The sequence below is a fragment of the Pseudomonas saponiphila genome, assembly GCF_900105185.1.
GTDB lineage: Bacteria > Pseudomonadota > Gammaproteobacteria > Pseudomonadales > Pseudomonadaceae > Aquipseudomonas > Aquipseudomonas saponiphila.
In genome coordinates this window covers 3,818,693-3,844,597 of record NZ_FNTJ01000001.1, presented here as the reverse complement: position 1 = coordinate 3,844,597, position 25,905 = coordinate 3,818,693, and the positions used below count along the sequence as shown (strand labels likewise).

Here is a 25,905-nt window from a genome sequence, read left to right as displayed (position 1 = left end):
GGCGCCTTGTCCAGGGGTTCCGGGGTGATCGGGATGCACGGCCCGGTCTGGGAAACCGGGCAATGATATCACGGTGACATCTATTCTGGGGGGCCTGCGGCGGGGTTTTCAGCGGCCTTCGGGGTGCACAAACCCCAGGATGGCCCGCGCGCTGGCTGCCGGGTCGACTTGCATGAAGCAGTGCTGACCCTCGATCACCTGGGTGCTCAGGTGACGATTGAGGGCTGCCCAGCGTTTCACCGAACGGGCCACGTAGGGGTAGCTGTCGCGGCCGTGTATCACCAGGCTCGGGGTCTGCACCTGACGCAGGGAGCGCCACAAGTGCCGGGGGAAGCTGCTGAAGATGTCCACCTCGCGTTCGGGAGCACATTTGAGCGCCACGCCCTGGCCGTCGTCCTTCAGCGCGTACTCGACATAGGCGTTCAGGGCGTCTTCGCTCCAGCCCTTGAAGATCCCCCGGTTGACCAGGCTGGCCCTGGCCGCGGCGCGGTCCGGCCAGTGCTGGCGCCGAGCGGCGGCCTTGCGCGCCAGGCTGTGGCGACGATTGAGGCCCAGGGCCGACAGCAGCCTCAAGGAACTGATCATCGACGGGCTGAAGATCACCGGATCCAGCAGCACGGCCTTGCGAAACAGCTGCGGGCGTTCGGCCAGGATCAGGCTGGTGAGTACCCCGCCAAAACTGTGGCCGACGGCGTAGCACGGCACGTCGGCGTAGGCCCCGCGCCCAGCTTCGAACGCCTCGGCGGCCAGTTGCGCGGTGCGGTTCCAGCCGCGGAACGGGCCGCCATGGTCACTGTCGCCATGGCCCTGGACATCGCTGAGCCACAAGTCGAAGGACTCGGCCAGCAGGGCCAGCAGCGGACGATAGGCCATGGAGCAAAAGCCGTTGCCGTGGAGAAAGTGCAGCAAGGGTTTGCCCGAAGGTACGGAGCGCAGGCCGCGCAGGGTGAAGCCTTCGGGGCAGGCGTAGGACCAGGGAAGCAACTGCATGGGGCCTCTATTCGAGCGGTGATCACAGCGGGGCATTGTCGATGGCGCGGCCCTTGAGTCAAGGGCCGATCCTGACCGAGTCCATCACTACGCGGTCTTGAGCAGGCGAAACGACAGGCTGATGCGTTCGCCCGCATCCGGCGCCTTGGGGATCGCGTGCAGCCAGTGTTTCTGCAGTTCGTCGGACATGTGCAGCAGTGAGCCGCTGGCCAGCGTGTAGTCGAAGGTGGCACCGCTTTGCTTGTGCCGGAACACCATGGCCCGCGCGTGACCCAGGGAGACGATCACCACCCCGGTGCCTTCCACCAGTTGTTCGTTGGCGTCGGAGTGAAAGCCCATGGAGGACTGCCCGTCGGGGTAGAAGTTGAGCAGGCAGTTGTTGGGACGAAAGCCCAGCCGTTGCTCGATCGGCCCGCACAGCTGTGCCAGGGCCTCGGGCATCGGCACCGCCGGGTAGGTGATCTGCGAGTAGTCATAGGGCGCCCCGAAGCTGGCGGTCTTGCGCGCACGCATGCGCTCGTCCCACTGCACGCCATTCTTGAGATGGTCGAACAGCCGCTGCGGGTCGGCGATGAAGCCGGGGAAAAAGTCGATCTCGGGTGGATTCATGAAAGCGCTGCCAGTAGGGGAAGGAGGGCCTTTGCCAGAGGGCGGGGCCCGCTCCTTATCGGTCCGTGATGTGTGCCTGGAGGGTGCCGCCTGCCACCGACTGGATGAAGTGCGCGGCCCTGGCGCCCAGATCCGCCTGAGAAGCGCGGATCAGCAAGACCAGGGGCTCCATGGACAGCGGGTCGATGTCCAGGCGTTGCCCGCCGGAGTCGCGCAGTATCAGGGTCAGCTCGGTCCACTGCTGATCGTCGGGGGTTCTGCTGTCGCCATCGGAGTCCACATTGCAACCGGCGCCCCACAGGTGTTCGGCGACTCGGTAGAACGCCGGGCGTGGTCCGGGATGATGGAGAAGCAGGCTGTGCGCTGAAGGCATGAGGTCCGGCTCGGGTGAGGTGGCGTTCCAGGTCGGCAACGGTATCTTGTTGCCGGCGCTCGGCGCAACCCGGCAGCGGGCTGGCCGCTGCGCTCAGCGCGTTTGCTCAGCCGCCATTGGCACTGAGGATGCTCGCCACCTGGCGCGGCTGGCAGTTGAGGTAGGCCGAGGATTTCAGCCAGCGCTGGTCCGGATACCAGGAGAACATGAACTGGCCATCCTTGAGCTTGTCTATCACCTGGCGCGCCACTTGCGGGCGCACCGCCGGGCAGCCCTGGCTGCGGCCGATGCGGCCCTGGCGCTGGCTCCACAAGGGGTTCACGTAGTCGGCGGCATGGATCACGATGTCGCGGTCCCGGGCCCGGTCGTTGAAACCGGGCTCCAGGCCATCCATGCGCAGCGAGTAGCCGTGGCTGCCTTCGTAGCTTTCCTGGGTGCGGAACAGGCCCAGGCTGGACTGATAGCTGCCCAGGCGGTTGGAGAACTGGGTGGCGAAGTTTTCCCCGGACTTCTGCCCGTGGGCCACCAGATCGCGCAGCACCAGTTTCTTGCTGCGCAGGTCGAAGATCCACAGGCGGCGCGCGGTGGACGGTTGCGAGTAGTCGATCACCGCCAGGTGCCGGGCCTGGCGGGCGCCGCTGGCGACGGCGCATTGCATGGCGCTGAGGGCGCTTTTCAGGGCCTGGGGATTGAGTTCCGGTGCGGCGTGGGCGAGGCTGGCGTACAGCGCGGGGCTGGCGGCGGGGTGGGGTTTGTTGGCGGCGAAAGAAGGACTGCAAATGGCGCCCAGGGCAATGGCCGTCAGGCAGAATCGGCACAAGAAGGTCAACATGTATAGTGCATCCCCATGGTCACTTTGGCTCCTGACGTCCTGTCGTTCCCCCGGCAGGCTGGTCTATATATTCAAGGCCCGGGCCTGATTGACTTCCCCATCTGCGGTAACGATTGGCCGTCAAGCTGGCGGCCACGGATTGGAGTAAAGCAGTTGTTCAAAAAACACGCATGTTACTTGAGCCTGTGCTTGCTCGCTGCGCCATTGGTCGCGCTGGCCGGGGAGCAGGCGCCGCTGCCTGTGAGCCCGATGCAACTGGCGCTGACCCAACTGGCGGTGGCTTGTCCGGCCCTGGCCACGCGGGTGAATCCGGCCCAGCAACAGCTGTTGCAGGGCTTCTATCGGCAGCAGGGCGAGCAGCCTGTTTGGGGCGTCGAAGGTCGCTTGTCCGGCCTGCAGGCACAGCTGACGCAACTGGTGGACGACGGCCTGGACCCTGGCCGTTACCGCCTGCCGTCGAGCAGCCCGGTGGGCGACCTGTGTCACGACATCGAAATCAGCCAGCAGTACCTGCAAGCCTTGCAGGACCTGCATTACGGACGCCTGTCGCAGGCCCGCTTCGAGCCGTTGTGGCGAGCCCAGCCGCTGCCGGAGGATCGCCAGGCGGCGCTGCTGGCGATGGCCGTGCCGGGCATCGAGCACCTGGCCACCGCCTTCGAACGGGCGCGGCCCAACCTTGAGCAGTACCGCAACCTGCGCCAGGCCTATGCCCAGCGCCGCCAGCAACCCTTGCCGCAATGGCCGGCGGTGGCCGGCGGCCCGTTGCTGCGTCCGGACATGCAGGACAAGCGCGTCCCCGACCTGGCCCTGCGCCTGTACCGCGGTGGCCTGCTGCCGAGCCCAGAGGTCAGTGCGGATAATACCTACGGCAGTGAGCTGGTGAGCGCAGTGAAAAACTTCCAGCTCAGTCACTCGCTGCAGGCCGATGGCGTGATCGGCGCGGGCACCCTCAAGGAGCTCAACGTCAGCCCGGCCGAGCGCCGCGAGCAACTGCGCATCAACCTGGAACGCCTGCGCTGGCTGGCCCAGGATTTCGAGCCGAACATCGTGCTGGTCAATGTCGCCGCGGCGCAGTTGACCTTCTACAAGGACGACGCGGTGGTGTGGCAGACCCGCACCCAGGTCGGCCGCGCCGAGCGCCAGACCCCGTTGTTGAAATCCCAGGTCACGCGCCTGACCCTGAACCCCACCTGGACCGTGCCGCCGACCATCCTCAAGGAAGACAAGCTGCCGGAGATCCGCCGCGACCAGGGCTTCCTCGACCGCCAGAACCTGCAGGTACTGGACGCCAATGGCCAGCCCCTGGCCGTCGAGGACATCGATTGGGAGCGCCCGGGCAACATCCTCCTGCGTCAGGGGGCGGGGCCGCGCAACCCCCTGGGGCGCATCGCCATCCGTTTCCCCAACCCGTTCTCGGTGTACCTGCACGACACCCCGAGCCAGGCCCTGTTCAGCAAGGGGCCGCGGGCCTTCAGTTCGGGCTGCGTGCGGGTCGAACAGGCCCTGCAACTGCGCGACTGGCTGCTGACTCCTGCGGAGCGGCTGCGCACCAACGACCTCTTGGCCACTGGCCTGACCCATGAATTCCGCTTGGCCAAGCCGGTGCCGATCCTGCTCAGCTACTGGACGGTGCAGGCCGACAGCCATGGGCAATTGCTCTATGCCCCGGATATCTACGGGCATGACCAACTGCTGTCGACGGCGCTGGGCAGCAAGATCTGACGCGGCTGCGTGGGTCAAGGCAACGCGTGACGAGGCAAGCGGCTCCCGCTGGCTGGCGTAGCCGCCGCGAGGCCCGCATGGCGCTCCAGCGGGGGCTGCCTCGCTCGCCACCCGCGTCGTCTCGTCAGCAGAAAAAACGCCGCGGTGCCTGGATGGCACGCGGCGTTTTTTGTCGCGGCGCTCAAGGTTGCGCGGGGGCCAGCCGGTCGTAGATCACATCCAGCGCCGGGCCCAGATCGCCGTCGCCCTGGGCCACCGCCTTGATGCCTTTGGGCATCGGCAATGACGGATCGCCGTGCATGCCCAATGGCGGCGGCAACCCAGCCACCTGCGCCGGTCGCTCATAGATCACCCGGCCTTCCTTGACGGTCTTGAGCACCTTTATTTCGCTCAGGGTCTCGGGTTTGACGGTCAGCGGGTTGGCCGAGAGCACGGCAAAGTCCGCCAGCTTGCCTGAGGTGATGGAGCCTTTGCGGTCCTCCTCGAAGTGCTGGTAGGCCGACCACAGGGTCATGGCCTTCAACGCCTGCAGTGGCGTCACCCGTTGCTCCGGGCCGAGCACGTAGCCGCTGCGTGTGGTGCGGTTGACCGTGGCCGCCAGCACTCGCATCGAGTCGGGCAGGGCCACCGGCGCGTCGTGGTGGGTGGTGAATTTCATTCCGGCCTTGAGCACCCACTGCGTCGGCGAGATGTTCTGCGCACGCTCAGGCCCGAGTACCGACTCGCGGTGCCAGTCGCCCCAGTAGTAAGTGTGCATGGGGAACAGCGACGGGAAGATCTTCAGTTGCTTGAGCTCGGTCACCTGGTCCTTGCGCAGCGTCTGACCGTGGATCATCACCGGTCGCACATCGACCCCGGGGTAGGCTCGTTCCGCGGCGCGCATCGCGCTCAGCAACTGGTCGATGGCACGGTCGCCGTTGGTGTGGGAAAGGATCTGCCAGCGGTTGGCCAATGCCTCCTTGTAAAGGGCCTGGGCATCGGCGTCCTTGATCACGCCATAGCCGGCATAGCTGGCGTCCTGGCCTTGCGGGGGCTTGAAGTAGGGTTGGGTCAGCCAGGCGGTCTTGCCCTGGGGCGAGCCGTCCAGGGTCAGCTTGACCCCGCCGATGCGAAAGTGCCGGTTGTACACCACCGGCTGGTTGCTCGGGTGATACCAGGGCGCGACCAGCAGTTCCTTGGTGCCGGGGGTGAGGATATCCGGGTAGGACACAATATCCGCCAGCAGCTTGCCGTCGCCGGCGGCCTTGATCGCGGTCCGCACCTGGTCCGGCGAGGAGCGGCCGTCCTGGACCGTGGTGTAGCCATAGCTGATGTACAGCTTCTGCCCGGCGCTGAGCATGTCCACGGCCTGGTCGGCGGTGAGCTTGGGGAAGATCTTGATCAGGGCGTTGAAGAAGGCGTTTTCCTCCAGCACGCCGTTGGGTTCCTGGCTGCCGTCGACGCGGCGGATCACCCCGCCTTCCGGGTTGGCGGTGGAGGCGTCGATCTTTGCCAGCTCCAGGGCCTTGCTGTTGAGCACCCCCAGGTGGGACGACTGGTGGACGATGGCAATAGGGACGTCTTTGGACACCGCGTCCAGGTCGTCCTTGGTCGGATGACGCTGTTCCTGGAGTTGGGAATCGTCATAGCCAAAGCCGAACAGCACGCCGAACTGCTTGGGGATCGGCGATTGCTGCTCGAAGTTGCGCAGGGTTTCCTGAAGCTTGGGGATGCTGTCGTTGGCACCATCCGGCGGTGGCAGCAGGTTGGCGCTGGCGGCCTGGAAGCCCACCATCGACACATGGCCGTGGGGATCGATGAAACCCGGCAACAGGGTGGCACCTTTGAGGTCGAGCATCTGCGTGGCCGGGCCCTGGCTCTTCAGGACTCGCTGCTTGTCGCCCACGGCGAGGATCTTGCCGTCCTTCACCGCCACGGCCTGGGCATTGGGCTGCTGGTCGTCGAGGGTGATGATCGGGCCGTTGAACCAGATGGCGTCCGCCACTGGCGGCGGGCTGGCCGCCAGGGCGCTGGCGCTGGCGAGCTGCAGCGCCGCCACGAGCAGCGCGAGGGAGGTCTTGTGCATGTCGGTTCTTCCTTGAAGCGGGCAGAAGGGCTCTAGCCTAGACGCAAAGCGCCGCCGCAGGTGGCTTGTTTGAGGTATCTTGTGCGGCCTTTTTTTCCTTGCTCAAGGTCCTGCATGCCACTCGACAAACGCCGGCAAGCCGCCATGGAACGCCAGCTGGCCGCCACCCTGACCGAAGCCTGCGAGGCCGCCAAGGCAGAGATCGTCGGTTTTTCCTGGTTGACCCACGAGGTGAATTACGCCGCCTTTCCGGCGAGCCTGGTGGTGGCCTGGATTTTCGACACCCAGGCCCACAAGGAGCAGGCCCTGGCGGCGGGCCAGGGCTCGCGGATGATCGAGCTGACGGCCCGGGCCCTGGGCGAGGCCGATGTGCACCTTGAGTCGTTGGCGGCCCATGTGTTCTTCGACAGCGAGGAACAATGCCAGCGGATCAATGGCGGTGATTGGGCACAACGCCTGAAGCGCCTGCGCCCGGGCCGGGGTTGAGCCATGGCCAAGGAAATCGACAATCCGTGCATCGCCCTGTGCCAGCTCAGTGGCGACCTGTGCCTGAGTTGCGGACGGACCAAGGACGATATCCGCAAATGGAAGCGCATGAAGCGCCCGGAAAAGATGGCCGCGGTGCAGCGCGCCAGTGCGCGGCTCAAGGCCTTGCAGAAAAAGAAGGGTTGAGGGTGGTGTGTTTGCCCCGCGACCTTGCCAGGCATCAGCCCTGAAACTGTCCGGCTCCCAGGCGTCGCACGCTTAGCCAGAAGTTTTTCTGAGGCTCGAACTGGAGCAAGTGGATGGAGTGCTCGTCACCCAGCTCATCCTCCACAATTACCCTTGTGTTCCAATCGAACTGTGGAGTCTGGGAGATGCTGTAGTACGGATAAGGGCTATCGATCTCGAAGTGAATCGAATAGACCTCCAACGGCGGGCACGAGACGCTGCCTTGTTCATACAACTGCCAGACCTGGCGTATTCCGGGTTCACACAGTTGTTCGGCAAAGGCCAGGGCCTGGGGGATGTCGTCCCAGGCGGCCTGTACCCCTTGCTGTGCAATCGCGAGCCTGCGCTGCGGTGGTTCGTTGTCGGGGTGCTGGATATAGACCAGGCGCCCGCCGAACTGCAACTCACATTGCATCACCCCAGTACCGGTCTCCCAGTGACCGAGCATCGTCCCATTCAGCAGATCGATTTGCATAGCGTCTGATTGCCTAAGCCGTCTGCCGACGCATGGCCAGGATGGTGCTGCCGAAGAAAATGAAGGTCGAGCCCACCACGCGATTGACCCACTTGGACAGTGCCGGCCGGGTCAGCACGCCCTTGGCCCGGGAAGCGAGCACGGCATAGATGCTGAGAGAGATCAGCGACAAGGCCATGAAGATCAGGGTCAGGATGAAGAACTGCGGCAGCAGCGCCGCGTGCTGGTCGATGAACTGGGGGAACAGCGCGGTGAAGAAGATCGTCGCCTTGGGGTTGGTAGCGGCGGTCAGGAAGGCCGACTTGAACAGCTTGAGCCGTGGTGGCGGGGCGAGCTTGCCATTGTCGCCGCTGCTCGCGCTCAGCAGTTGGCTTTTGCTGAACAGCTGCTTGGTACCGAGGTAGAACAGATAGCCGGCGCCGACGATTTTCACCGCGTTGAACACCCACTCGGAACTGGCGATCAGCGCGCCCAGGCCGAGCATGGCGGCGGCGGACATGCAGAACAGCCCGCTGATATTGCCCAGGGATGACCACAGGGTCGACTTGGCGCCGTAGGCCACGCTGTTGTGCAACGCCACCAGGGTGGCAGGGCCGGGGCTGGCAATGGCGATCGCCGCCACCAGGGTGTAGGTCAGTATCGAGTGTGCATCCATGGACCGGACTCGTCTTGCAGAAAAAGGGGGCTTGATTCTATAGCGGTGGTGGCGAGCTGTAAGCCAAAATTCGTAGTCGGCGCCGTGGCGGCTTTGGGAGTGGTCAGTGCTGTATTTGCTTGGCAATTGTCATGGGCGTCTAGAGCGCATTGCGGTGATACACCACCAGATCGCACGACGACGCAATGATCAGCGTGCGGCCGCTGTAGGAAAAGCCAAAAGCTCTGTATCCGGATTCAATAGCCAGTTTGTGGAAAACCGCAGGTCGATTGATCTCGGCGCCATACAGCCAAGATCCGGGCTCTACCAGCAGCAGGTGATGTTCGGGCCATGCCAAGCAGACGCTCTCGACCTGCCAGCCGTCGTTGCTGCCCAGGGGCAGGCTGCCGCCATTGATACCCGACATCGCAATGGTTTTGCCCGCTAAAGGCCCAACACCCCGGGCCTCGAGGTAACGGTCACTTTCGACGTTCTCTGTATAGTCCCGGGCAACTTTTTCACCCGTCAGGCAATCGATGACACTTCGCCCGGCGCTGGAGGTCACCAGCAACAGTTCAGACTCGCGATCGAAACCGACTTCCAGCAGGCTGCCGGCTGCTCGCTCAGTGACTAGCCGCCAGGGTTCCGGAGGCCGGCTGATGGGGCATTGAGCGATGGTGCGACGCAAGATGTCCAGGTGCGCGGTATTCATCAGGTGCTCCGTTGACGGGGCTCTGATCTATCGATTGGTCAGGCACCGGCTTGCTGGTCGAGGGTGATTTACTGCATGGCCACGTCGCTGAACTTGAGGGTCAACGGGTCGTTGTTGCCGTCACGAAATACCAGCTTGATGGCCGGGGTTCTACTCATTTTGTCATTGCTTTGCTGGAAGATCAGGGTGACCCGGGTCGGCACATTCCGAATCAGCTGGAAGTCCAGCCAGGAGTGGGACTCCACTTGGCCCACGCGGATGGAGTTGAAGGTCAGTGGCCCGCCGGATTCGTCGAACAGGCGGGTGCCGTTATCGAAACTGAAATTGCGATCAAGGTTGAGGTTGGTCAGCTCGAATGAGCAGGTCGGCAAGCGGCCGATATTTTCACAGCCTTCCAGTTCAAAACGCACGTTATCCAACACCTCAATACGTCTGCCCAGCAGGTTGTTGCCTTCGTTTTCGACAATTTTGGCCTGCAGCTTGGCAAATTCGAACGAGGGCTTGGCGTACTCGGTGCCGAGGATGAAAAAGCCGAATGAAAGGACGCAGGCCAGGCCAAAGTGCAGCAGGCCGCGAAGCAGAGGGTTGAGGTTGCGCATTTGCCAGCCCAGGGATATGGCCCCAAGGAACAGGAAGGTGCTGACCAGCAGTACGACGTTCTTCCAACTGACGAAGCTGAAACCGAAGACACTGGGGTCGGGGACCGCATAGGTAATCAGGGCCCATAGGGCGCTGAGGACGACCCCAAGTCCCGCCATGCCCCGGGTAATCAATGAGGTGAGTTTCTGGGTGCGGGTTGAGGGTGCAATTGAATCTTGAGATGACATCAAAGGTACTGGCTCCTTGTTCCGTAGCCGGATCATGCGTCCTTGCAGGCGATTGTCGGGCCGTCGCTCGGCTGAACCTCTTAGGTGAGGGGCACGGCTCGGGTATGGCGGGTTGCCATTATCCAGTAACCAGAGCGAGGGTAAAGCAGCGTCTGTTCTTGGCGTCCTTGGGGCGCAGTAGGACGCTCCGGGCAATCCAAGTGTCCGGGCGTTTTACATCATTGCTGCAATCGATAGTTATCATCAAAAAGTGCAGGTTCCGTTTTTCTGACAAAGGAGGAAGATAGCGCTTACACCGTGCTTGCTGCAGAAGGAAATACCCGATGAAAATCTCGACTTTAGTGACCCTTGTGGTGCTTTTGATCGCGGGAACCGGGGCTTCTGCTACCACCCTTGCTGCTGACGACGCCTCCTGCCACTTCCTGCCCATGGCCGACAGCAGTGCCGATCTGCGGCACGCCCAGTCGGTAGGGGTGCTGTACAGCGAAAACACCCTCAATACCCTGCAATACCTGGAGCACTACCACTCGGTGGCGCTGAACGGGGCGAAAAATGCCGGGCTCGACCCGCGCATCAGCGCCGCCTTTGTCGACAGCTCCGACCCGCAGCGGGCGATCAACTGGCTGATGGCGTCGTTGCAGAAACACTTCGCCAGCGTGACGGTGTATGACAACCTCGACGCGCTGGTCCAGGCCCGCCCCGATGCAGTGGTGATGCTCGACACCTACAACCAACTGGTGACCAAGGGCAACAGCAAGGTGGAAGCGCGGTTTATCGCCAAGTTCTATGACGCCAACCTGCAATACATCGGCCAGGCCGAAGGCATCCAGTCCAAGGTGCTGCCGTCGGTCTGGGTTCGCGGCAAGGCGGCGCCGGAGATCGCGGCGCAGATCAATCAGCAGACCGAACTGCAGGTCGACGCGCTGAAGCAGTTCGATGCATCGCTCAAGGCCCTGGTGACCCAGGGTGAGGCCGGGCAGGTGGCGACCAATCGCTAGCCAGGTGCTTGCCGCAAGCTGAAACGCCCCGATCGATCGGGGCGTTTGCATTTGGGGGGCGGTGTGAGCGCGGTCGACGGCCAGTGTCTGCAGGCCGTGCGCCGCGCCCGAGGACTCAAGGCGCGCCGAACATCGCGGTCCAGTAGATCCCGGCGTCGCTTTTCGGGTCCACCGCATAGGCCGCGCCCAGTTCGCGGTAGGCCGGGTTCATCAGGTTGGCGCAATGCCCTGGGCTGGCCAGCCAACCGTCCAGCACCTTGCGCACGGTGTCCTGGCCGGCGGCGATGTTCTCGCCCACCTGCTGGCCGGAGTAGCCTGCCAGTTCCGCGCGGTCGCCCGGGGTACGACCGTCATGGTCCTTGTGGTCGAAGTAGTTCTGGTTGGCCATGGCCCGGCTGTGTTCCATGGCGGTGGTGCCCAAGGTGGCATTCCAGGCCAGGGGCCCGGTCGCCGCAAAACGCTGGTCGCCACATTGCCGGGGCTGACTGCGCGCGCTGTTGATCTGTCCCAGTAGTTGCTGGCCTTCGGCCTGCCAATCGCCGAGGCGCGCCGACAGCAGCGGCCGGGCAAGGACGATGCGCCACTGGTTGGCCTGGCGATTGACGCCGATATCGACGAATTGCGGGTCCAGCACCACTTGGCAGAAGCTCTCGCGCACCGCTTGCATCGCCGCCTGGGCGTCCCGTGGCCCGGAAAGGCTGATGGCCTGCACGTTGACCATGGGGTAGGCCGCCCGTGCCAGGGCCTGCTGCAGGTCGCCGACATTTTCCACCGGCAGGATCAGCCGCGTGTCGCCGGTCAGTGGTGGCAGCTCCGAGGAGGCCTGGTTGGCGCAGCGTTGCGGCTGGCTGCGGTAGGCGTTGATCGACTCGATCAGTTGCGACTGATCATCGGCGGCGGCGCCTGTGGCCGCCAGCACGCCCAGCGACAGGGCGGCGGGCAAGAGCAGTGAGCGCATGGGCATGCAAGTCTCCCGGAAAATGGACAGCGCCCATGATGCACCCGGCGCCGGGGCATTTCATCCGCTGGCGGATGAATTCGGTGTTAACCGCCGCGCTTCAGTAGAAGTCGTAGTACAGCGCCCATTCGCCGCTGCCAGGGTGCTTCCAGAACATCAGGCTGCCGCTGTGCACCACGTTGAGGTTGATCTTGGCGTCGGAGGAAATCTGCATCACGAACTCGAAGCCGTCGCCGGCATCGATCCCCGACTGGCAGAACGATGGGTAGCCCCCGAGCTTGTGCTGGTAGCAATGGCTCACCAGGTCGTAGTAGCACTCGATCTGCCCGGAACGCTCCAGTTCGAGGATTTCCCGCTCCAGGTCCTCCGGCACGCCACCGCCGTCCCACAGCGGAAAGTCCGCGGGCACGGTTTCGGCCTTGACCGGGAAGGGTTTGAGAAAGGCTCCCGGGGCGCTCAGCTCCTTGCGCACCAGCACATCCTCGGCGCGGTATTCGCGAATCAGCCAGCGCTCGCCCATGGGCTCCAGGGGCTCGGGGAAGGGGTTGGCGACGAACACCGTGAGCACCCGCACGCCTTCCAGCAGCGGGCTGTGCCAGGGCAGGGCCGGCAGGTGGAACTGGGCGAACGGCAGCAGGGTTTCCCCGGCACTGTTGCGTGGCAGCTCTTCATCTTCACGAAACAGAAAGACCCGGCCCAGCCAGCTTTCCTCGTCGCTGTGGGTGGGGCGAAAGCCGCCGGGGGTCAGTTGCAATGCCGGCTTGGCCAACTGGCGCTGGATTTCCTGAATGTCCATGGTCAGGGCTGATTTCCTGTCAGGGGAAGGGGGCGGGCAATGTAACAAAGGCGACGCGGAGGCAGTAGCGCGGCGTGTTCAACGCAGCTGTCGCGGCGTGGCGTTGAGCAGCTTGCGCATCAGCCGGCGCAGGGCGGTGGCGTCCTGATAGCCCACCTGTTCGGCGACGCTTTCCACCGAGTACTTGCTGTTCTGCAGCAGCGCCCGGGCGCGGTTCAATTGCACGCGCTGGATCAAGCGCAGGCTGCTGTGGCCGGTGGCCTTGCGCACCTGACGGCCCAGGGTGCGCTCGGACATGCCGAACTGCGCCGCCAGCTCGCCGACGCTGGGCAGCCTGGGCAGGCAGGATTCGATATGGGCGGTGAGACGAGCGATCAGGGCACTGCCCTGAGCCATCATCGCCGGAACCGTACAAGGCGCTTGCAACTGGCGCCGATCAATCAGCAGCACCTGTCCCACGGCGTCCGCCAGGGCCGGAGAGAATCGCCTGCGCAGCAAGTGCAGCACCAGGTCGGATTGGCCCAGGGCGGCACCGGCGGTGGTCAGCGGCGGATCGACGATGACCATCTGGTCCGGGTCCACGTGGCAGTCGGCGACCCACTCCTGCAGCAGCGGCGCCAGCCACCAGGAGGTGGTCACCCGGCGCCCGTGCAGCAGCCCGGCGGCCTGCAGCAGGAATACGGCGGAACAGGAGGCCGCGACTTCTGCGCCGTTCTGCACGTGATGGCGCAGGGCCTGGAGCACGGGCGCCACATCCGCTTGCTGCAGACGCTGGGCGATGGCCTCCGGGGAGTCCAGGCCCAGCCCCGGCAGAATCCAGCAGGAGCGGTCGTCGGCCGTGGCATCCAGGGCCTCGACTTCCAGCAGCAAGCCTTGCCCCAGGCGCACCAGGCCAGCCTGCAGTGCGCAGACCCGCCAGCGCGGCGCGCCCAGCCCCAGGCGCGCAGCCAGCAGGGCGGCGCAGGACAGCATGTCCAGGGTCAGGGCGACGCTGGAGGCAAAGGCATCGGGGAGCAGCAGGACAGTGAAATCGTTCATTGGCCGATTATGCATGAAAGATGTCGAATCGGTCGCTGTTGGCCAAACCGGGCAGGGCGCTCAATAGCGGCTCATTTTTTTTCGAGTGGTGATAGCGATGCCCAACATCCTGATCAAGATTCCCCAGGGCGCCTTCAATGCCCAGCAGCGTGAGCAGCTCCTGCATGAGGTGACGCAAGTGGCGCTGGACGTGGAGCAGGTGGGCGCGGACCCGCGTCAGCGGGCGCTGTGCTGGGTCTTGCTGGAGGAACTGGCCCCGGGCACCTGGCGCTGTGGCGGCGTCGATCTCGGGGCCCAGGCGCTGCCTTGCCTGGTCCAGGTCAAGGTGCCCGCCGGCGTGCTCGATAGTGCCCGGCGCCAGGCCTATGTGGCCGGCTTGCATCAGGCCCTGGCCGCGTGCCGGTCGGCGGAGGACGGGCGGGTGTTGATGACTTCGATCCTGCTGGACGAGGTGCCCGATGGCACCTGGGGCGCCAACGGCACGCTGTGGCATCTGGCGGATTTCACCCGGGCGGCGGGGTATCGGCACTTGTCCCCGGGCAACGGCCAGTAGTTCGGGTTCCCGGCCCGGCCTCAGGCGTCGCGGCCGTGGGCCGCCGCCGCGAGCTGCGAGGTATCGACCCGGACGAAAATCGAGTCGCCAATGGCGGTCAGCACATCGCCGGCGTACACCTCGCAGATCACCCGGCTCTTGCGGCCCACGTCGCCGTCGACCCGGGCCCGCAGGGTCAGCGGCATGCCCATGGGCGTGGGCTTGATGAACTTGATGCCCAGGTTGCCGGTCACGCAGTCGATGCGTGGCAGGCTGCCTGGTTCACGTTGTTCGTGGCGGTAGTGGTAGGCCATGGCGGTCCAGTTGGAGTGGCAGTCCACCAGCATGGCGATCAGGCCGCCGTAGACCAGGTCCGGCCAGCCGCAGTACTTGGCTTCGGGCAGGTGCTCGGCGACCACATGCACGCCGTCTTCATGCCAGTGGCTCTTGATGTGCAGGCCATGATGGTTGCGGCTGCCGCAGCCGAAACACACGCCCTCGGGGGCGGTGGTGTCTTGCAGGGAGGTTTCGTGCATGGTTGTTCCTTGTTCTTGGATTCAGAGCTTGACGCCCATCAGAGTGGCTATCGGCGAGGAATTACCCGGAAATTACCGGGTTCTTCCCGGACTTTTGCGTACTGAACAGCCCCTGCCTCTGACAGTAACTTGTTTGCGGTGTTCTCCAGCAACAACGCGGTCACCGGTTTGATGATGCATCGCTGTACATCAGCCGGGGAGTTGATATCCGTCAGGCGCAGGCTGTAGCACCAGAAACTGGGTGCCCAGCGGAGCAGGTAGGGGGATTCCAGGTCAGGCTTGTCGCGGTCCTCGACATCCAGCGGAAATGTCATATGTATGTCATTGAAGTCGATGGCGGCGCCAAATCGACCTATGTGGATCAGTGGTTCATAGTTGTCGTGGGCATTGATACCCATACCAGCAAGGCTGATCTGCACAATCAGATAATCGCCAACGGAGCGCTTGGGCCTGATGATCAAGGGCAGCGAACTGGAAATATCGGTGAATACCCAACCGTGGGCGTCTTGCGCGTTTACCTGGAGCCACTCGCCTCCAACGCGATAGCGTCGGGCAATTTCCGAAGTCAGTAACAGTCGACTCAGTTCCTCTCTGATCAGCTGAGCCAGGCGGTCGCATTCGGCGCCGAGCTTGGAAACAAAAGAGATATTCTCGCTGATTGCCTTGCCTATATCCGACATCGTAGTCATGGCTGGGAGCTCCAGAAGAAGGAAGTTGCTTGCTTGGAAGAAGGGATAAGCGTGGGTAGAGGGAGTTCGCCGAAGCCGTTCACCGGAGTCCAGAAAATCGTAGGTGTTTTGATTGGTTGCGGGGGGCGGAGCCCGGTGAACCCCTGGAATCGCTTGACGCCCAGCTGTTCCAGAAAGTGAGCGGCCTGTATCGCCCAACGCCCCAGTAGCACCGCCTCGGGACTGCTCAGATGGCGCAGTACACCGAGAATGGAGGTCCATGGACGCAGTAGAAGGCGGCCGTTCCATAGGTCATGGTGGCTCAGGGCATTCAAGCCGGCGCTGATTTCCGGAGCAATGAACAGGTGGTAGGCGTCATCGCGTTCGCTGGGCAGGAGAAACTCCTGCCATTGTCGATGTAATTGATCATTACCACTCAAACCTGAGTTCCATTTGAACTCCACCAGAAGCAGTCGGCGTTCTCCGTGGGGCCAGTGCAATTCGACAAACAGGTCCGGCTCGATGCCTCGGCGTGGCCAGAAATGCATCTGGGCACGACTTACGGGTTCTCGAGGGAAGGGGAGCGATTGCTGCTGCCCTGCCTGTTCAACCACCGCTTTCCAAAAAGCGCCGATGGCTTCGGCTGGCAGATAGTCCAGTGGCCCCATGATCAAGGCGGTGATTTCATCTTCTTCGCAGACCCGGGTTTCACCTTCTTCTCGGTGTCTGCGGATTTCGGTGAACGTGACCGAGCGTTTCGCTAATACGTGACCGGTGCTTCCACCCCGGTTGCGCGGGTTCTGGATTGTAATCGCATCGGTCACGATGCGGCTTGTTCCTCGGCTTTTTTTCGGCGCAGCGACTCGCCTTTCATCGTCAGTCGGTAGGCGTTGTGCACCAGGCGGTCGAGGATGGCATCGGCCAGGGTCGGGTCGTTGATCCAGCCGTGCCAGTGCTCGATGGGCAGTTGGCTCGTCAGGATGGTGGAGCGGCTGCCAGCGCGGTCGTCGATCACCTCCAGCAGGTCATGCCGGGCTCCTTCCTCCAGCGGGGCTAGCGCCCAGTCGTCCAGCACCAGGACGTCGACCTTTGCCAGCTGTTGCAGGGTACGGCCGAAGCTGCCGTCGCCATGAGCGATGCGCAGTTGTTCCAGCAGGCGCGGGGTGCGCAGGTACAGGGTGCTATAGCCCTGGCGGCAGGCCTGGTTGCCCAGGGCGCAGGCCAGCCAGGTTTTGCCGGCACCGGTCGGGCCGGTCAGCAGCAGGTTGTGCTGCTGGCGGATCCAGTCGCCACTGGCCAGGGTGGCGATCAGACGCTCGTCCAGGGCGCGTCCGGTGCGGCGGTCGAGATCTTCCAGGCAGGCGTTGGCGTACTTGAGCTTGGCCTTCTTGCGCAGCCGTACCAGGCGCTGGTTGTCACGCCAGGCCAGTTCGCGGTCGAGCAGTAGGCCGAGGCGTTCATCGAAGCTCAGGCTGTGGCTGGCCGGCAGCGTCCATTGCTCTTCCAGGGCGCGGGCCATGCCGTCCAGGCGTAGCTGGTGCAGTTGATTCAGGGTGTGTTGCGGCATCATCGAACAGCTCCTGTTGCGGGGGTTGGTAGTAGTCGGCGCCACGGACGTTCTCGTGGTCGCCGGGTAAGGTCGTTTCGGCGGCACGCTGGGGCAGCGGCTGTTGATCCAGGCCTTGCTGGAGCAGGTTGCGCACGCTGCGCCCGGTGAAGGCGCGCAGGTGTACGGCACGTTCGGCAGCGGCTTCCAGGCGTGCATTGCCATAGCGCCGGGCCAGCGAGAGCAGGCCGAGGCAGGCGCGGTAGCCCATCTCCGGGTGCGGCTTGTGGGTCAGTTGGTGATCGATCAGTTGGCGCGTGTAGGGGCCGATCCGCGCGCCCCAGTCGAGCAGGCGTTGTGGCGTCCATTCGCGATGCGCCTGGTGCGCCGCGGGCATGTGCTCGCGCTGGGTACTGTAAGCGCCGCGTCGCCCCAGCAGCAGGTGGCTGGCCACCCGCCGGTTGCCATGCAGCACTTCCAGGGTGTGTGCCGTCAGTCGCACGTCCACGTTCTGCCGGGCCAGGGCGGAGGGCACGCTGTAGAAGCTGCCATTGACCTCGATGTGGTAGTCGATGCTGACCTTGCAGCGCTTGAAGGTGGCGACCTCGTAGGGATGCACCGGCAGCGCTCGCAAGGCCGGGCGATCCAGGCGCTCGAACCAGTCGCGCCGGCAGCCATCGAGCCGCTTGAACGGGCGCCGATTCAGATCCTCCAGCAGCTCGGCGATGGCCTGGTTAAGCGCATGCAGGCTGAAGAACTGCCGATGGCGCAGCCGCGCCATGATCCAGCGCTCGACCACCTGCACCGCCACCTCGGCCTTGGCCTTGTCCTGAGGCTTGCGTGGCCGTGCCGGCAGGATCACCGTCTGGTAATGACGCGCGCACTCCAGCGTGGCCCGGTTCAGGCCCGGCTCGTAGCGATCCGGCTGGGCGACCAGGGCGCGCGGATTGTCCGGCACAACCATTTCCGGCACGCCGCCAAAGTAGGTCAGAGCCTGGCCCAGCGAGGTCAGCCAGTCCACCTGGGTTTCGCCTGGCGTCGCGCAGGCATAGGTGTAATTCGAGGCGCCCAGGGCGGCGACGAAGATGTGCGCCCGGCGCACTTCGCCGGTGGCCGGGTCGACCACCGGCAGCGTCGGCCCGGCATAGTCGATGAATAGCTTCTCGCCCGCACGGTGCAGCTGACGCATCGAACGTTTGAGCGTCTGGGCGTAGCGCCGGTAGTGCTCGACGAACTGGGTGTAGCGGTAGGTCGGCTGGCCCGCATGCGCGGCGAGATATTCCTCCCACAGCAGCTGCAAGGTCACGCCCTTGCGTCGCAACTCGCGGTGGATGCTCAGCACATCGGGCAGCACTCGCTCACCGCGCGGCTTGTTCGTCGACGTCGGTGCAAACAAGGCGGCCGCCAGCGCGGCCTCGTCCATGGCCACCAGCGCCGGCCAGTCCAGCCCGGCCACCCGCGCCGCCGCGATGTACTTGCTAACCACGCCCTTGGACAGCTGCAAGGCACGGGCAATCTTCTCGTGGGACAAGCCGGCCTCAAACTTGAGGCGCAGACATTCTTTGATGTTTCGCATGGCTACTCGCGGCGCCGCCATCTTCCTCTCCCGAAATCGGTCGAGGATGGCGGCGCATCAGGTCATGCGCAACGAAGGGGAAGGCTTTCGCTAAGTCGTGACCGGCGATTTCGGTAAGCCGTGACCACCTGTTTCGGAACAGGCGGAAAATCGGTCACGTTGCTACCGAAATGAGCGGTCACGCGTTAGCGAAATGACCGGTCACGATCAACCGAAACGGCCGGTCACGGTGCTCCGAAATCCGCAGTGTCCGAGGTAACGCTTGAACAGGCGGCTTTTTCCGTGACAAAAGGCGTGCAGCATTCCGTTGGCTTCTTAGGGTTGGATCGGCCGCTATCATGGCGTTTTGATTCTGCGCTGGCTAGAACTCCAGGGACGAGCCGTTCGCTGAAGCACAGGCCTCAGCGGTTGCCGTATCACGGCGGCAGGGCAACCTCTACGCATTCTCCAGCCCAGCGTCGTTGTGACGCATTGATTGCGGCGGGTGTCGTAGTGGGTCGCGGTTTGTCCGGGGCCCAGGGCAGCCGCTCCGGCCAAGACAGGCTGATGCCGTAATGATATTCTTGCGCTGAATCGGTTCATCGTTTGTGCGGAAATACCTCCCCCGTGCTTTGCTTCAAGTGGCCTGATCGGGTCCTTGCAAATGGGCGGGAGTGTCCGGGCAAATCTGCCGAATGCAATATCAGGCAGTGTTCGTTGACCTTCTTTGGTTGAACCCGACCCTTCTTTTCCTGCTGGCCCCGTGCAGATGGGTGCCGGCATTGTGCGTCGTGCCCAGGCCGGTGCCGGTGAAAGGAGTGGGGCTGCGCAGCCGGCAGGCGGTGCCCCGTGATGTGTCCCGAGAAACAAGTGTCACTCAAGTAGCTGAAGCCAAAAACGACAAGAAGTCAGCGCCCGAGCGATATAAAACTGAGGTCGAGCCAGTCTCGTCGGCCTTGTGTGCCCACCCTCCAGTTCTTTATGAATGCGTGTGTCCAGGGCCTGCGAAATGCCTGTTTCGCCAGGTGCCGAGTGCGCAGGATCGAGGATGGGGCGGCGGATGGCGTTCTATCGTAGGTACTACAGAATGTTGAAGAAAGTGAACACGGCCCTGATCGGGCTGGCGATGTCGATAGGCCTCACGACCGCGCACGCGGCTGAGCCGAAGAAAGTGGATGTGCTGCTGATCGGTGGCGGCATCATGAGTTCGACCCTCGGGGTCTGGCTCAATGAGCTGCAGCCGGATTGGTCGATGGAGATGGTCGAGCGCCTGGACGGCGTGGCAGAAGAAAGCTCCAACGGCTGGAACAACGCCGGCACCGGTCACTCCGCTTTGGCCGAGCTGAACTACACCCCGGAAGGCAAGGACGGCAAGATCGAGATCGCCAAGGCCATCGAGATCAACGAAGCGTTCCAGATTTCCCGGCAGTTCTGGTCCTGGCAGGTCAAGAATGGCGTGCTGAAGAACCCGCGTTCGTTCATCAACTCCACGCCGCACATGAGCTTCGTCTGGGGCGATGACAACATCAAGTTCTTGAAGGCTCGCTACGAGGCCCTGCAGGCCAGCCCGCTGTTCAGCGGCATGCAGTACTCCGAAGACGCCGAGCAGATCAAGAAGTGGGTGCCACTGATGATGGAAGGTCGTGATCCGGCGCAGAAGATCGCCGCGACCTGGACCCCGATCGGCACCGACGTCAACTTCGGCGAGATCACTCGCCAGTTCGTCGCCCACCTGCAGGCCCAGCCGAACTTTGCCCTCAAGCTGTCCAGCGAAGTGCAGGACATCGAGCGCAATAAAGACGGCTCGTGGCGCGTGACCTACAAGAACCTCAAGGACGGTTCGAAAACCGAGACCGACGCTAAGTTCGTGTTCATCGGCGCCGGTGGCGGTGCCCTGCACCTGCTGCAGAAGTCGGGCATTCCCGAGGCCAACGAATACGCCGGCTTCCCAGTGGGTGGCTCGTTCCTGGTGACCGACAACGCCACTGTGGCCGAGCAGCACCTGGCCAAGGCCTACGGCAAGGCTTCGGTGGGCGCACCGCCGATGTCGGTTCCGCACCTGGACACCCGCGTGCTGGACGGCAAGCGAGTGATCCTGTTTGGCCCATTCGCCACCTTCTCCACCAAGTTCCTCAAGGAAGGTTCGTACTTCGACCTGCTGACCAGCACCACCACCCACAACTTCTGGCCGATGACCAAAGTCGGCATCGAACAGTACCCGTTGGTGGAATACCTGGCCGGCCAGCTGATGCTGTCGGATGACGACCGCTTCAACGCCCTGAAGGAATACTTCCCCAACGCCAAGAAAGAAGACTGGCGCCTGTGGCAGGCCGGTCAGCGCGTGCAGATCATCAAGCGTGACGAAGAGAAGGGCGGCGTGCTGAAACTCGGCACCGAGATCGTTGCTTCCCAGGACGGCAGCATCGCCGGCCTGCTGGGCGCCTCCCCGGGTGCCTCGACCGCCGCGCCGATCATGCTCAGCGTGCTGCAGAAAGTCTTCAAGGACCAGGTCGCGACCCCGGCCTGGCAAGAGAAGCTGAAGCAGATCGTACCGAGCTACGGCACCGCCCTGAACGACAGCCCCGAGCGTGTGGCCAAAGAGTGGGCCTACACCGCCGAAGTGCTGCAACTGACTCCGCCGCCTGCGGTGAAAGGTGCAGCACCCCAGGCTCCGGCCAGCATGGCCAAGCCCGAGAGCAACCCAGCGGCCGACATGGCGCTGTAAGCTTCGGCCCCGCCCGCGTTCGTCGGGCGGGGCACTGCGGCGGCCAGCGTGCCGCCGTCTCCTGTGCCGGTTGCGAGGCCCTGCAAGAGGGCTCGCCACCTGCCGGCCCGGCCGGCATCTGCAACTTCCTCAATCCGTTTCCTGCTTGTCCGCCGACCCAGCGTGCCCGTCGCACTGGCGTGCTGCTGCGCCCGGGCGGCCCACGGCGGGTTATCATGGCGCCGCCCGCCATGCCCGGGCATGCCCCCATCCTCGGAGTCACCGCCTCGATGTCCAGCATCACCCTGTTCCAAGCCCCGCCGCCTGAAGCCATCCAGAGCCAGATCCAGCAGATGGTGGTGGACTACATCAGCGACATCAGCGCGGTGGCCATCACCCCCAGCAACCCGCTGTACAACCTGTACCAGTACGGCGTCGGCTACGAGGTGCACCTGTACCTGCAGGCCATGGACGGCTCCCGGGGGATCGCGGTGGAACTTGTGGTGGCCACCGACACTCAGGACCCTGAAAAGGTGCTGGGTTTCACCCTGTACCTGCCGCTCAAGGACGATCCCCAGGCCTGCGCCGTGGCCTACATGGCGGTGCTGCAAAGCCATCGGCGCCAGGGCATTGCCCGGCAGATGCTGGAGGCCATGCGTGGGCGTTACCCCCATGTCGAGCTGGCCTGCCACGTGGCCAAGGTGGCGTGCTTCGAGGCCCTGGGCTTTCAACTGCTGGGCGCTCGCGGCCCGCAGGTGCTGATGAATACCCAAGACCATGGCAGCGACGGCCTGCTGGCGGTACTCGACGTGGCGCCAATCTACCAGTCAGTGGAAGTGCGGCAGATCCACACCTACCTGCTGGCCCAGCACGGGCGCAAGGCCATGCTGGAAGCGGAAAAGAAGCGCGACCGGCAGCTGGACCAGATGACCCGGCAAGCCCAGGCGCTGGTCCGCGAGCGCCTGGGGGAAGAGGCATTGCAGGCCCCCGTCCGCGGACCCCGCCTGGTCTGACCCTATGGCAGTAGGCACTGCCAGTGCCGGCAGGCTCGTCCGCGCCTGTCACTGGCGGTGTTACCGCACACAACTTCCCGGCAGCTTGTTACAGGGCTTCTCATGAATTTGGGCGGGCCGGGTTCGGCTGCCCTGCATTCCTGGCGTCGGACATTTTTCTTGAACGCGCCTAACAGCTTGTCGCGCAAAGCATTTCACCTGACAGAAGGCGGGCTCGGCAGCTTTCTCAACGACCTGTCGCTAAATATGGTCACGATTTTGCATTTACATGTATATACAGGAGTGCGCTAGTCAGGGAGCGGGGCGTCGCGGTCGAGGTGCATGGCATTGGGAGCGGGGCGCCAGTGTCGAGTGCGTCCTCGGCGCCACCCTGAGCCGGCCTTAGTCGCAGCCGGGTTCCTGCAACTGGATCAGAAAGGAGGCAGAGATGAAAACCAAGGTATTCCCGGGCTGGTATCTGGTGTTTGCGGCGCACGTCTTGCTGGCGCTGATCTTTGGTGCGGCCTATTCCTTTGGGGCTTTTTTCTCTCACCTGCAGGCTAACTTCGATGCCGGGCGGTTTTCCGTGGCTTCGGTGTTTTCCCTCACCGCGTTCATCTACTACGCCATTGGCGTGGTTTCAGGTTCGCTGGCTGATCGTTTTTCCACGCGGGCAGTGGTGAGCGCAGGGGTCATGCTGCTGGCCCTGGGCTTTTTCGTCAGTAGCAAGGCCTCAGGGTCGTTGCAGCTGTTTATCGCTTCCTTCTGTTCGTTGGTCGGTTTGGGCGTTGGCCTGGTCTATGTGCCCACGGTCACTGCGGTCCAGCGCTGGTTTGTCCGGAACCGCAGCCAGGCCTCGGGGATCGCTCTTGCGGGAACCGGCGTGGGGACCTTTATCGGGCCACTGGCGGCCGGCCTGTTGATGCAGCATTTCTCCTGGGAAACCACCATGCGCCTCTTTGCGCTGGTGATCCTGGTGAGCGGACTGTGGGTGGCGAGGCTGGTCAGAGGCCAACCGCAGGAACTCGGCCTGCTTCCCGATGGGGATCGACCAAGTGCTGGTTCGGCGGGGCCGCAAACCAGCCAGCAGAGCGGGATGCGCCTAGCCGAAGCCCTCGCGAGTGCGCGGTTCTGGTGGTACTTCGGGGCGATCTTCTGCGGTTCGGTGGGGCTGTTCATCGCCTTGGTGCACATCAATCCCTATGCCCAGCAATTCGCCATCTCCACCACCCAGGCCAACCTGCTGATCGGCTTGATCGGCGCGGGCAACGTGGCCGGCCGGCTTTTTCTCGGCACCCTCGGCGACCGCCTGGGCGCGCGCCGCCTGCTGTTGCTACTGACCGGCGCTCTGGTCGCTCTCAACCTGTTCTGGGTCGGTGCCCAGGGTTTCGTGACGCTTGCGCTGTTTGCCGTGCTCTTTGGTGTGGCGAATGGCGGATGCATTGCGCTCTACCCCTCGGTTGCCGCCACCTGGTTTGGCACCAGGCACCTGGGAGCGATCCTGGGTGCGCTGTACGTCTCGGTAGGTATTGCCGCGCTGGTGGGCGGCAGCCTGGGGGGGCTGCTGTTCGACCTGTATCAGGGGTATGCCGCGTCGATCCTGCTGGGGGCGGCCTGTGCGTTGCTGTCGGTGGTCCTGATCCTGATTGCCGGTCGCCAGGGTGTGCATTTGCCCGCAGCGGCCGCCTCGTTGCGCTCCTGAGCCTGCAGCGCGATCCCTAGTGCGCGCCGGTCGGTCTTCGGCATCGTTGTCCCGGCCGCGGATGAGCTGCTGGCAATGCTTCTTGGCAGTGCCTGCCTGTGGACCAAGTAAAGGCTGAGCTGCCCGGCGAGAACCTGCGCCAAAGCGCTGGGCAAGCTTGTTTTTGCCCCATGGCCTGGTTAATCTCGCACAAACCTGCAAGATCGGGCATAAACATGCAAAACCAGCACCCGGCAGCCGAACTGCCATCCCTGCGTCGGCAAAAGATCCTCCTGCTCCTGGAACGCGACGGCAAGGTCATGGCCGCCGAGCTGAGCCGGCACTTCGCGGTGTCCGAAGACACCATCCGCCGCGATCTCGCCGAACTGGATGCTGCCGGGCTGGTGCAGCGGGTCCACGGCGGCGCGCTGCCAAGGCCCAAGGACAGCGGCAAGGACTATTTCACCCGGGTGGGTGAAGTCAACGAGGCGAAACTGCGTCTGGCGCAATATGCCGTGCAATGGGTGCAGGACGGCCAGACGGTGCTGTTCGACTCCGGTTCCACCACCTTGCATATCGCCCAGTCCCTGCCGGCCGACATCCGCCTGACCGCGGTCACCGCCGCGCCGATGATTGCCGTGGCCCTGGCCGAATACCCCGGGATCAAGGTGATTCTGGTGGGCGGCCAGCTCAATCCGGCCACCCTGTCCGCCAGTGGCCATGAAGCACTGCGGATGATCCAGGGGATCAAGGCCGACCTGATGTTCACCGGGGTCTGTGCGATTCACCCGGAGATAGGCATCAGCTCCCTGCATTTCGATGAGGTGCCGATCAAGCAGGCGATGTTCGACAGTGCCGCCGAGGTGATTGCCGTGACCACCGCCGACAAGCTCGGCGCCATGGAGCCCTTTGTGGTGGTGCCGTGCCAGCGCTTGCGGCGACTGGTCACCGAGCATGAAGTGCCTGAGGCGGATATCCAGGGCTATCGGCAGTTGGGGATCGAGGTGCTGCTGGCTTGACCCGTTCCAGGGTGGCCGGCAACAGGGCAGGCAGGGCGGTGCGGGCCGGTTCGTGGCATGTCGCAATGGCCGGCGGCGTTGTTGTTCCGCGGCCTAGTTCCTGGCTCGCGGTTGGATGCATTCTTCGGTCATCCACTGCGTCATCTGCCGCAGGCGGCTGCTGAAACCGGCGTTGGCGAGGGTTCTGGCTTCGGCGGTCTGGCGGAACTCGGCGATGGGCAACGCCATGTCGGGGTAGCGCTGTACGAACAGCCGCACATGTTGATCCAGGCTGTGGGGCCAGCTTGGCTCCTGCTCCGAGCGCAAGAGGTTGGTGGCGCGCAGCAGTTTGCGCGCGGCCTCGCGTTGCAGGCGCAGGATCTCCGCGGGCTGCCGCTCGCCCTCGATGCGCTCGGCGTAGTCATCAAGCACCCTCTGGAAGTCGCCATTCACGGCCCAGGCAATTTCCCGGCTGGGCCTGAAGGGCGCAAAGCGCTGGCGCAGGTCATGGCCCCACAGGCAGCGGCAGTGGTGCTTGAGCCAGTAGCCCCAGCTGTGGCGATTTTCCGCGGCCAGCACCTGGGCCAGGTGGCCGATATCGAAGTCGATCTTCGCCACCAGCGGGTGCCGCGCTTGCAACGCCTGGTGCAGGTTCTCCAGGTGGCGCAGCGGCTGTGGGGCGGCGGGGTGTTGCAGGATCAGGCACAGGTCCAGGTCGGAAACATAGGCCCTGGCGGTGCCACGGGCGACGCTGCCGTACAGGTAGAGGCTGTGCAGCGATGGGCCGAGCGGGTCGCTCAAGGTGGCGCGCAGGTCATCGAGCAAGCCGTGGTATTCGGCCTGCAAGGGCGGTTCGGCGGGAAGGCTGATCAAGCCATCGGCGTCGACGCCGAATGCGCTACTGGATTGCATGGGGTGGCCCGTGATTCGAATGCAGCGGCCACCTTAGCAGA

27 protein-coding genes are annotated in these 25,905 nt (G+C 64.0%); 9 read left to right on the top strand and 18 right to left on the bottom strand.

The features are described from left to right. Positions 1 to 108 precede the first annotated feature (108 nt). The 4 genes from BLV47_RS17805 to BLV47_RS17790 form a co-directional block, all read right to left on the bottom strand. The gene (locus BLV47_RS17805) at positions 109 to 990 is read right to left on the bottom strand and encodes an alpha/beta fold hydrolase (RefSeq protein WP_092315704.1); all 882 of its coding nucleotides are present in this window, start codon (positions 988 to 990) and stop codon (positions 109 to 111) included. A gap of 87 nt (positions 991 to 1,077) precedes the next feature. After that, on the bottom strand, positions 1,078 to 1,599 hold the full coding sequence (locus BLV47_RS17800) for an alpha-ketoglutarate-dependent dioxygenase AlkB family protein (protein ID WP_092315702.1): 522 nt from the start codon (positions 1,597 to 1,599) through the stop codon (positions 1,078 to 1,080). Between the two features lie 55 nt (positions 1,600 to 1,654). Beyond that, positions 1,655 to 1,972: a hypothetical protein gene (locus tag BLV47_RS17795; RefSeq protein WP_092315700.1), complete on the bottom strand. Its 318-nt coding sequence runs from the start codon at positions 1,970 to 1,972 to the stop codon at positions 1,655 to 1,657. A 106-nt stretch (positions 1,973 to 2,078) separates the two neighbouring features. Then, the gene (locus BLV47_RS17790; protein ID WP_092315698.1) at positions 2,079 to 2,804 is read right to left on the bottom strand and encodes a murein L,D-transpeptidase catalytic domain family protein; all 726 of its coding nucleotides are present in this window, start codon (positions 2,802 to 2,804) and stop codon (positions 2,079 to 2,081) included. A 153-nt stretch (positions 2,805 to 2,957) separates the two neighbouring features. On the opposite strand from BLV47_RS17790, the gene BLV47_RS17785 reads away from it, so the two are divergent. Then, positions 2,958 to 4,526, top strand: coding sequence for a L,D-transpeptidase family protein (locus BLV47_RS17785; protein ID WP_092315696.1), 1,569 nt, complete (start codon positions 2,958 to 2,960; stop codon positions 4,524 to 4,526). A 181-nt stretch (positions 4,527 to 4,707) separates the two neighbouring features. Here BLV47_RS17785 and BLV47_RS17780 read toward each other — a convergent pair whose 3' ends face one another. Continuing rightward, positions 4,708 to 6,591: an amidohydrolase gene (locus BLV47_RS17780; protein ID WP_092315694.1), complete on the bottom strand. Its 1,884-nt coding sequence runs from the start codon at positions 6,589 to 6,591 to the stop codon at positions 4,708 to 4,710. A gap of 114 nt (positions 6,592 to 6,705) precedes the next feature. On the opposite strand from BLV47_RS17780, the gene BLV47_RS17775 reads away from it, so the two are divergent. Together BLV47_RS17775 and BLV47_RS17770 are read left to right on the top strand one after the other, a co-directional pair. Beyond that, positions 6,706 to 7,077 carry a hypothetical protein gene (locus BLV47_RS17775; RefSeq protein WP_167365671.1) on the top strand — a complete coding sequence of 124 codons (372 nt, stop codon included), beginning with the start codon at positions 6,706 to 6,708 and terminating at the stop codon, positions 7,075 to 7,077. Between the two features lie 3 nt (positions 7,078 to 7,080). Next, on the top strand, positions 7,081 to 7,263 hold the full coding sequence (locus BLV47_RS17770; RefSeq protein ID WP_060838734.1) for a DUF1289 domain-containing protein: 183 nt from the start codon (positions 7,081 to 7,083) through the stop codon (positions 7,261 to 7,263). 34 nt (positions 7,264 to 7,297) lie between these two features. Here BLV47_RS17770 and BLV47_RS17765 read toward each other — a convergent pair whose 3' ends face one another. The 4 genes from BLV47_RS17765 to BLV47_RS17750 form a co-directional block, all read right to left on the bottom strand. Further along, positions 7,298 to 7,777, bottom strand: a complete 480-nt coding sequence (locus BLV47_RS17765) for a hypothetical protein (RefSeq protein ID WP_092315690.1) — start codon at positions 7,775 to 7,777, stop codon at positions 7,298 to 7,300. Between the two features lie 13 nt (positions 7,778 to 7,790). Further along, the gene (locus tag BLV47_RS17760; RefSeq protein ID WP_092315688.1) at positions 7,791 to 8,432 is read right to left on the bottom strand and encodes a LysE family translocator; all 642 of its coding nucleotides are present in this window, start codon (positions 8,430 to 8,432) and stop codon (positions 7,791 to 7,793) included. Between the two features lie 139 nt (positions 8,433 to 8,571). After that, on the bottom strand, positions 8,572 to 9,123 hold the full coding sequence (locus tag BLV47_RS17755) for a hypothetical protein (RefSeq protein ID WP_092315686.1): 552 nt from the start codon (positions 9,121 to 9,123) through the stop codon (positions 8,572 to 8,574). 68 nt (positions 9,124 to 9,191) lie between these two features. Continuing rightward, positions 9,192 to 9,950: a hypothetical protein gene (locus BLV47_RS17750; RefSeq protein WP_244168899.1), complete on the bottom strand. Its 759-nt coding sequence runs from the start codon at positions 9,948 to 9,950 to the stop codon at positions 9,192 to 9,194. Positions 9,951 to 10,273: 323 nt separating this feature from the next. Here BLV47_RS17750 and BLV47_RS17745 point away from each other — a divergent pair, with 323 nt between their 5' ends. Beyond that, positions 10,274 to 10,948, top strand: a complete 675-nt coding sequence (locus BLV47_RS17745) for an ATPase (RefSeq protein ID WP_092315682.1) — start codon at positions 10,274 to 10,276, stop codon at positions 10,946 to 10,948. A 115-nt stretch (positions 10,949 to 11,063) separates the two neighbouring features. Here BLV47_RS17745 and BLV47_RS17740 read toward each other — a convergent pair whose 3' ends face one another. The 3 genes from BLV47_RS17740 to BLV47_RS17730 all read right to left on the bottom strand — a co-directional run bounded on the left by BLV47_RS17740 (position 11,064) and on the right by BLV47_RS17730 (position 13,740). Further along, positions 11,064 to 11,912: a CAP domain-containing protein gene (locus BLV47_RS17740; RefSeq protein ID WP_092315680.1), complete on the bottom strand. Its 849-nt coding sequence runs from the start codon at positions 11,910 to 11,912 to the stop codon at positions 11,064 to 11,066. A 94-nt stretch (positions 11,913 to 12,006) separates the two neighbouring features. Then, the gene (locus BLV47_RS17735; protein WP_092315678.1) at positions 12,007 to 12,702 is read right to left on the bottom strand and encodes a YwqG family protein; all 696 of its coding nucleotides are present in this window, start codon (positions 12,700 to 12,702) and stop codon (positions 12,007 to 12,009) included. Between the two features lie 78 nt (positions 12,703 to 12,780). Further along, entirely contained in the window at positions 12,781 to 13,740 is a 960-nt protein-coding gene (locus BLV47_RS17730; RefSeq protein ID WP_092315676.1) for a GlxA family transcriptional regulator, read from the bottom strand. A 97-nt stretch (positions 13,741 to 13,837) separates the two neighbouring features. On the opposite strand from BLV47_RS17730, the gene BLV47_RS17725 reads away from it, so the two are divergent. Further along, complete coding sequence (locus BLV47_RS17725) at positions 13,838 to 14,293, top strand: tautomerase family protein (RefSeq protein ID WP_208605275.1); 456 nt, start codon at positions 13,838 to 13,840, stop codon at positions 14,291 to 14,293. 20 nt (positions 14,294 to 14,313) lie between these two features. On the opposite strand, the gene BLV47_RS17720 is transcribed toward BLV47_RS17725, so the two are convergent. Genes BLV47_RS17720 through istA form a run of 5 tightly spaced genes read right to left on the bottom strand, consistent with a single transcriptional unit; the run spans position 14,314 to position 18,619 of the window. Beyond that, positions 14,314 to 14,808 carry a PaaI family thioesterase gene (locus BLV47_RS17720; RefSeq protein ID WP_092315672.1) on the bottom strand — a complete coding sequence of 165 codons (495 nt, stop codon included), beginning with the start codon at positions 14,806 to 14,808 and terminating at the stop codon, positions 14,314 to 14,316. A gap of 47 nt (positions 14,809 to 14,855) precedes the next feature. After that, the gene (locus BLV47_RS17715) at positions 14,856 to 15,497 is read right to left on the bottom strand and encodes a hypothetical protein (protein ID WP_092315669.1); all 642 of its coding nucleotides are present in this window, start codon (positions 15,495 to 15,497) and stop codon (positions 14,856 to 14,858) included. Next, positions 15,494 to 16,300, bottom strand: coding sequence for a hypothetical protein (locus tag BLV47_RS35520; protein WP_143038283.1), 807 nt, complete (start codon positions 16,298 to 16,300; stop codon positions 15,494 to 15,496). Before BLV47_RS35520 ends, BLV47_RS17715 begins: the two co-directional genes overlap by 4 nt. Beyond that, positions 16,297 to 17,046, bottom strand: a complete 750-nt coding sequence (gene istB, locus BLV47_RS17705; protein ID WP_062838242.1) for an IS21-like element IS1474 family helper ATPase IstB — start codon at positions 17,044 to 17,046, stop codon at positions 16,297 to 16,299. The genes BLV47_RS35520 and istB overlap by 4 nt, the downstream gene beginning before the upstream one ends. After that, a complete protein-coding gene (gene istA, locus BLV47_RS17700) occupies positions 16,934 to 18,619 on the bottom strand; it encodes an IS21 family transposase (protein WP_062838241.1) in 1,686 nt (561 codons plus the stop codon). Before istA ends, istB begins: the two co-directional genes overlap by 113 nt. Positions 18,620 to 19,664: 1,045 nt before the next feature. Here istA and mqo point away from each other — a divergent pair. From mqo to BLV47_RS17680, 4 genes are all read left to right on the top strand, one after another. Next, positions 19,665 to 21,302 (top strand): malate dehydrogenase (quinone), encoded by a 1,638-nt coding sequence (gene mqo, locus BLV47_RS17695; RefSeq protein WP_092315665.1) that lies wholly within the window; start codon positions 19,665 to 19,667, stop codon positions 21,300 to 21,302. Between the two features lie 269 nt (positions 21,303 to 21,571). Continuing rightward, positions 21,572 to 22,294: a GNAT family N-acetyltransferase gene (locus BLV47_RS17690; RefSeq protein WP_092317290.1), complete on the top strand. Its 723-nt coding sequence runs from the start codon at positions 21,572 to 21,574 to the stop codon at positions 22,292 to 22,294. A gap of 427 nt (positions 22,295 to 22,721) precedes the next feature. Further along, entirely contained in the window at positions 22,722 to 23,975 is a 1,254-nt protein-coding gene (locus BLV47_RS17685; RefSeq protein WP_092315663.1) for an MFS transporter, read from the top strand. A 215-nt stretch (positions 23,976 to 24,190) separates the two neighbouring features. Further along, positions 24,191 to 24,973: a DeoR/GlpR family DNA-binding transcription regulator gene (locus tag BLV47_RS17680; protein ID WP_092315661.1), complete on the top strand. Its 783-nt coding sequence runs from the start codon at positions 24,191 to 24,193 to the stop codon at positions 24,971 to 24,973. A gap of 93 nt (positions 24,974 to 25,066) precedes the next feature. On the opposite strand, the gene BLV47_RS17675 is transcribed toward BLV47_RS17680, so the two are convergent. After that, positions 25,067 to 25,864 carry a nucleotidyltransferase domain-containing protein gene (locus tag BLV47_RS17675; RefSeq protein ID WP_092315659.1) on the bottom strand — a complete coding sequence of 266 codons (798 nt, stop codon included), beginning with the start codon at positions 25,862 to 25,864 and terminating at the stop codon, positions 25,067 to 25,069. Between the last annotated feature and the right edge of the window lie 41 nt (positions 25,865 to 25,905).